Raw genomic sequence first — 6,004 nt, 5'->3', positions numbered from 1 at the left:
CACCCGCTACGACAAACTCGCAGTCCGCTTCCAAGCCGTCCTGACCCTCACCATCATCACCGAGTGGCTCTGACCGGCTTATGAAACACGCCTTAAGCGGCACCCCTCGGCAGCGCCCTACGTCACGCGCCTGCCGCGCTGACCGCTGCCCCCGCGACCCGGCGCAGCACCGCCCGGAACAGCACCGTGCCGGGCGTGCCCACCAGTTCCCAAGGAGGGAAACCCTGATGGAACACCTACCCCTGACGCCTGCGACGCAGGCCGTCCTCGACGCTCTGACCGATCTCGGTCAGGGCGACGTCCACGAGTTGGCCGACAAGGCCGGCAAGGCCCGCTCCACCACCGACAAGGCGATCAAGACCCTGGTCGACGCCGGTGTCATCGTCGCGGTGGACACCGACTCTGACCCGGCCGAGGGCACCCCCACCCGGTGGACCCTTGCCACGCCGACCGACGTCACCGCCCTCACGCCCGCCGACACGGCGGACGAGACCGACGCCGGCGACCCGGACTCCGACGACGCCGCCGACCACCCGGACTCCGAGATGGGCGACCAGCCCGCCGATACGGGCCACGGCGCCGGCGCCGGCGCCGAGGACGAGGACGAGGACGAGGACGAGGACGAGGACGAGGACGAGGACGAGGACGAGGACGAGGACGAGAGCGAGAGCGAGAGCGACCGAACCGACGCCGCCGCCACGCCGGACACCGAGACGACCGACCAGTCCGGCGGCCAGATCGACAGCGGCGACACGACGGACGACGACGCCGACACTGGCGTGGACGAGCAGGCACCGACGGTCGCCGCCGTGCAGCCTGCTCGCCCCGGTGACCGCAAGGTCATGGCCATCAAGGGTGTCCTGGCCGATTACGGCGACGACGGTGTGAATCTCGACGTGATCGTGGCCGAGAGCGGTATCAGCCACCCGACCGCCTCCCGGCTGCTCACCGCGATGGAGCAGGCCGACGCCGCCCGCCGACTGCCCGGTTTGCCGCAACGGTGGATCGCCGGTCCGACGAAAGCCAGCGAGGTCGACCCGAACCCGGAGCCGCCCCGCTGCCCACTGTGCTACCAGGTCATCCGCGGCCTGGCGACCGCGCCGAGCGCCACGGCGGCGGTGCTGCCCCTGATCCGGGCCGACGGCACGCTGCACGTCGTCGCGCCCGACGGCGAGACCCACATCGTCACCCTGCCCCGGCGCACGCCGCCGCGCGCGACGGGCATCACCGGGAGCGCGGGCCGCCGCAGCGACGCAACCGCCAACGCCGACGGCAGCCAGCCGTTCGGCCGCGGCGAGCTGGAGAAGCTGACCCTCGACGTCCTGGCCGCGAACCCGGGCCGGGCGATGAGCCCGCAGGACATCGCCACCGCCATCAGCGGACAGCTCGGTCGCGCGGTCAGCTCCGGGGCGGTACGCAACAACTGCACCAAGGCCGCCGCCGCCGGCCGGATCCTCCTGGTCTCCGACGCGCCGCTGACCTTCGCCTACCCCGCGCCGGCCGACACCGGCACCGCCGCCGTCGCCGGCACGGACGGCACCGGGCAGGCAAGCGACGACACCACGAAGCCCTGACCCGGCACGGCTGGCGTCACCCGGGGATCGGGCCACCGCCCGGACCCCGGGAATCCGCTCACAGGAGAAACCCCATGCCCGATGTCCGGCCACTGTCTGACCTGGTTCTGGACTACCTCGCCGAGAGGCCAGGCCATCCGTTGAAGGCGCACGAGATCGCCCGCGGCATCAACGCCACCCTCGACGGGCGCCGCATCGGCACCAGCGCCGTCACCACGTGCTGCCTGGACGCTGCCGCCACCGGTCACCTCATCCAGGTCAGCGAAGAACCGATGGCGTTCGCCTACCCCGCCGGTCCGATCACGGCCGGCGGAGGCCGCTCCGAGCAGTCCTGACCCGCACCATCCCAAACCCATCGCGGGGGCCGAGCGCATGCGCTCGGCCCCCGCGGCACATCGACAAGGAGAAACCCGTGCCGCACGAACTCGAGACGTTCGCCGACGGAACGACCGCCTTCGCCAGCGCCCGACTGTCGGCCTGGCACCAGCTCGGCACCGTCACGCAGGACACCATGAAGGCAGAGGAGATCATGGCCGCCGCCCACCTCGGCGACTGGGGCGTGCGGACCATCCGCACCGTCGGCATCGACATCGTGGGTGGGGTCGAGGTGCAGATCCCCGCCGACGACAAGCGGATGACCGTGCGCCGCAACCCCGCCACCGGTGACACCGAGTACCTGGGCATCGTCGGCACCGACTACACCGTGGTCCAGAACGAGCAGTGCGCCGAAATGCTCGACCACCTCGTCGATCAGGTGGGCGGCGCCCACTTCGAGACCGCCGGGAGCCTCCGCCGCGGCAAGAGCGTGTTCGTCACGATGAAGCTGCCTACGGTGATGGAGATCGCCGGGGTGGACCGGCTGGATCTCTACCTCATCGGCACGACCTCCCACGACGGCACCGCCGCCCTGCGGGTCGACGCCAGCCCCATCCGAGTGGTCTGCGCGAACACCCAACGCGCCGCCTTCGCCCACTCGGTCGGGCACTACACGTTCCGGCACACCTCCAACGTCAACTCCCAGATCAGCCAGGCCCGTGAAGCGCTGGGCCTGATGTGGACGTACATGGAGACCTTCGAGAACGCCGCCGAGCGGATGCTCCAGACCGAAATGGCCATGCGCGAGTTCGAAAAAATCGTCGGCCAGGTGTGGCCGGTCAAGGACAACGCCTCCGAGCAGACCCGCAACAACGCCAAGCAGCGCCTCGGCACCCTCAAGTACCTGATCCGCGAGGCCGACACCCAGAAGGCCATCGCCGGCAGCCGGTGGGCCGGATACCAGGCCATCACCGAGTACCTCGACCACTACCAGCCCGCCAAGAACGACATCGCCCGCGCCAACCGGGTGCTCACCGGCAACGTCGGCGAGCTGAAGGTGGCCGCCTTCGACCTGCTGAAGGTCTGACCGCACTTCGACCCGTCGGGGCAGCGGTCCGCAGACCGCTGCCCCGGCCTGCACGGAACGGAGGCATCCATGGCACTGCCGAGCACCACCCGGCCCGGATCAGGCCGGACGGGCCGCCCATGATTCGCCACATCCGTCATCCCCGCGACCTTCGACAGTCGGTGTGTGGCCTGCCCGCTGCCGGCGTTCAGCGGTGGGAGAACGACCCGACGCGCGTCGAGTACACCTGCGAGGACTGCTACACCCTGCTGCCCGAAGCGCAACGACCCGACGACGCCAACCACCCACCCGGAGACCCCACGCTCATCGACACGCTGCGGCGCATCGTCGGCAACCGGCAACACGCCAAGATCGACGGTGTCCTCGTCGACCTGTGGTCGGCCAGCGTCACCGTCCTCATCTGGGACCAGCTCCGCGACGACAAGCGGCAACGGCTGCTGACCCTTCCGTCACACGAACTGATCCTGCGCTGCATCGCGATCTACACCCGCATCACCGCGAAGAGAGACCACCAGTGACCGGGCCCCGACTACCCCAGTGGTTCCACTTCGGGCCGTGGGTGTTCTCGATCGACGCCGCGCAGGCGCTGATCGCGACGTCGCCGCGCGACACCCGGCCCCTGGACGTGCCGGCGTGGGCCGCCGCGTACGGCCTTGTCCACCTCGACAACCCCAACCCGTGGGCAACCAACCTCATCGGCCCGAGCAGCACCGCCCTCCACCGGACCTACGCCATGACCACCGACCTGACCCAACCGCTGATCGTGGCGCAGATCAGCGTCAACGCAGCGCCGCCCGGCCCGCTGCTCATCGACGGAACCCACCGCCTCTACCGCGCCTGGCGCGAGCACATACCGCAGCTGCCGGCCTACGTGCTCACCGTCGAGGAAACCCGCCAGATCCAGGACGACCTGCTCCTCGGATCACGCGGAACCTGCACCATCCCGCCGTCGAACCCATGACGGCCTGACACCAGCCGCCCCACCGCGTACGCCTCGGAAGCCGCCCTACGCCGGCGGCAACCGAGGCGTAGGCGCATTCACCCTTGCGGAGGAACTCGTGACGTACACGCCACCGTGGCGCAGGGTCTGCGACTGCCGCTGCATCATTCACCACCGCCTGCCGCGCACCACCTACAACGAGCCCGGCTGCGCCTGCACCATCACCTGCGCCACCCAACCCCTCACCCTGCTGGCCCACCAGCGAGGCCGCGCACTCTTCCTCGACCAGGGCGGCGACCTCTGGCACGTCCCCGCCATCGCCAACGGCACCTGGGACTGGGACAACGCCACCAAGATCGACACCCGGGCCGACGTCCACGACGCCAGCCTCGTCATCGAGCACCTACTCCGCCAGGCCGCCACCGTCCTCGACACGCCCATCGACTGACCGGACCACTCCATGTGGGCCGCCCCCGCGGGCGGCCCACGACCTTTTCGTGCTTCACGACCAAGGGAGACATCTATGCACCGCACCTACCGCAACGCCTGCGAGCGCGCCTGCGACTGCCGCTGCCCGATCCACCACGGCCAACCGCGCTCGATCTACAACAACCCCGACTGCCACTGCCTGGCCACCTGCGCCAGCCAACCCATGACCCTGCTCGCCCCACAGATCAACGGCGCGGTGTTCGTCGATGCCGCCAACGCCCTCTGGTACGTGCCCCGCTTGGAGCCCGGCCACTGGGACTGGCGCTACGCCACCTGCGTCGACATGGGCCACCCGCTGTTCCCGGCCAGCACCCTGATCACCGGTCTCCTCCGCGAGACCCACGCCGCGCTACTCCCCCTTCTCTACCGCCTCTAGAACGCACCCCCGCCGCGCGCCGGCCGGCCGGCACGCGCACGCAGACCCGGCCCTTTTTCGCTATTCCGGAAGGTCACCACCATGACAAAGATCATCATTGGCGTCGTTACCGTCGTCGTCATCGCCTGCTTCGGCCTACCCCTCCTGCTGCTGTCCGCCGTCACCGGCGGCGGCCCCGGCAGATGCGCCATCGCCGCCCCACCCGTCATACGCCCCTCCGGGCAGCCGCCCGGCCCCGGCCGATGGGACACCGAGCAACTCGACATCGCCGCCACGATCATCGACGTCGGGGTCGACAAAGGCGTACCCCGCTGGGGCTGGATCGTCGCCGTCACCACCGCCATCCAGGAATCCGGCCTCCGCAACCTGCCCCACCTCGGCGACCGCAACGACCACGACTCCATCGGCGTCTTCCAACAACGCCCCAACCAAGGCTGGGGCACTATCGCGCAACTGTCCGAACCCGCCTACCAGGCCGGCAAGTTCTTCGACAAGCTCCAGACCGTGCCCGACTGGCAGACGATGCCACTCACCCAGGCCGCGCAAGCCGTCCAGTCCTCCGCGTTCCCCGACGCCTACGCCACCTGGACCGACGACGCCCTGCACCTCGTGGAGCAGTTGACCAACACCCTCGCCGACTGCGCCACCGACGCCCTCGACACGCTCCCCGCCGGGTTCGCGCTACCCGCCAACACCCCACCCGCCGTAGCGACCGCCGTCGGCTGGGCCGTGAACCAACTCGGCACTCCCTACCACTTCGGCGGCTCCTGCACCGACCCGCACTCCGGCGACCCCGACAAACAATGCGACTGCTCCTCGCTCATGCAGTCGGCGTACCGGGCCACCGGCATCTCCATCCCACGCGTCACCACCGACCAGGTCAACGCGGGCAAGCCGGTAGCCGACCCGACACTCCTGCTACCCGGCGACCTCGTCTTCATCCCCGGCAGCCAAGGCACCATGGCCAACCCCCGCCACGTCGGCATGTACATCGGGCAGGGTCTGATCATCCAGGCGCCAAGAACTGGCGACACGATCAAGATCTCGCGGCTGAGCAACTGGCTCAGCCAGATCGCCGCCGTCAGGCGGGTTGCCCTTTGACATCCTCTCCGCCCTAAAGGACGGAGGTTCCCTCCACGCTGCGCGTGGAACACGCGGCGTCCGGGTGAGTTACCGCTTCGCCGCGCGGTGCCGGGACGGGTCCCGGTCTTACCTGCGCTCCA

General features: G+C 69.9%; 8 protein-coding genes. All 8 read left to right on the top strand.

What is annotated here, in order from left to right; all coding sequences use genetic code 11:
• The first annotated feature begins 227 nt into the window (after positions 1–227).
• The 8 genes from ABZS37_RS32550 to ABZS37_RS32515 all read left to right on the top strand — a co-directional run bounded on the left by ABZS37_RS32550 (position 228) and on the right by ABZS37_RS32515 (position 5,882).
• Positions 228–1,574, top strand: coding sequence for a MarR family winged helix-turn-helix transcriptional regulator (locus tag ABZS37_RS32550; RefSeq protein ID WP_355175418.1), 1,347 nt, complete (start codon positions 228–230; stop codon positions 1,572–1,574).
• A gap of 74 nt (positions 1,575–1,648) precedes the next feature.
• Positions 1,649–1,909 carry a hypothetical protein gene (locus ABZS37_RS32545; RefSeq protein ID WP_355175416.1) on the top strand — a complete coding sequence of 87 codons (261 nt, stop codon included), beginning with the start codon at positions 1,649–1,651 and terminating at the stop codon, positions 1,907–1,909.
• A gap of 77 nt (positions 1,910–1,986) precedes the next feature.
• A complete protein-coding gene (locus ABZS37_RS32540) occupies positions 1,987–2,976 on the top strand; it encodes a DUF932 domain-containing protein (RefSeq protein WP_355175414.1) in 990 nt (329 codons plus the stop codon).
• 119 nt (positions 2,977–3,095) lie between these two features.
• Entirely contained in the window at positions 3,096–3,494 is a 399-nt protein-coding gene (locus ABZS37_RS32535; protein WP_355175412.1) for a hypothetical protein, read from the top strand.
• Positions 3,491–3,937: a hypothetical protein gene (locus ABZS37_RS32530; protein WP_355175410.1), complete on the top strand. Its 447-nt coding sequence runs from the start codon at positions 3,491–3,493 to the stop codon at positions 3,935–3,937. The genes ABZS37_RS32535 and ABZS37_RS32530 overlap by 4 nt, the downstream gene beginning before the upstream one ends.
• 97 nt (positions 3,938–4,034) lie before the next feature.
• A complete protein-coding gene (locus ABZS37_RS32525; RefSeq protein WP_355175408.1) occupies positions 4,035–4,364 on the top strand; it encodes a hypothetical protein in 330 nt (109 codons plus the stop codon).
• Positions 4,365–4,439: 75 nt separating this feature from the next.
• Positions 4,440–4,781 carry a hypothetical protein gene (locus ABZS37_RS32520; RefSeq protein WP_355175406.1) on the top strand — a complete coding sequence of 114 codons (342 nt, stop codon included), beginning with the start codon at positions 4,440–4,442 and terminating at the stop codon, positions 4,779–4,781.
• Positions 4,782–4,862: 81 nt separating this feature from the next.
• Complete coding sequence (locus tag ABZS37_RS32515; protein ID WP_355175404.1) at positions 4,863–5,882, top strand: C40 family peptidase; 1,020 nt, start codon at positions 4,863–4,865, stop codon at positions 5,880–5,882.
• The last annotated feature ends 122 nt before the right edge of the window (positions 5,883–6,004 follow it).

This window comes from Micromonospora sp. NPDC005413 (assembly GCF_040606435.1).
In the GTDB taxonomy this organism is placed as follows: domain Bacteria; phylum Actinomycetota; class Actinomycetes; order Mycobacteriales; family Micromonosporaceae; genus Micromonospora.
The sequence above is the reverse complement of the archived record's forward strand: the minus strand, read 5'-3'. Positions and strand labels throughout refer to the sequence as shown.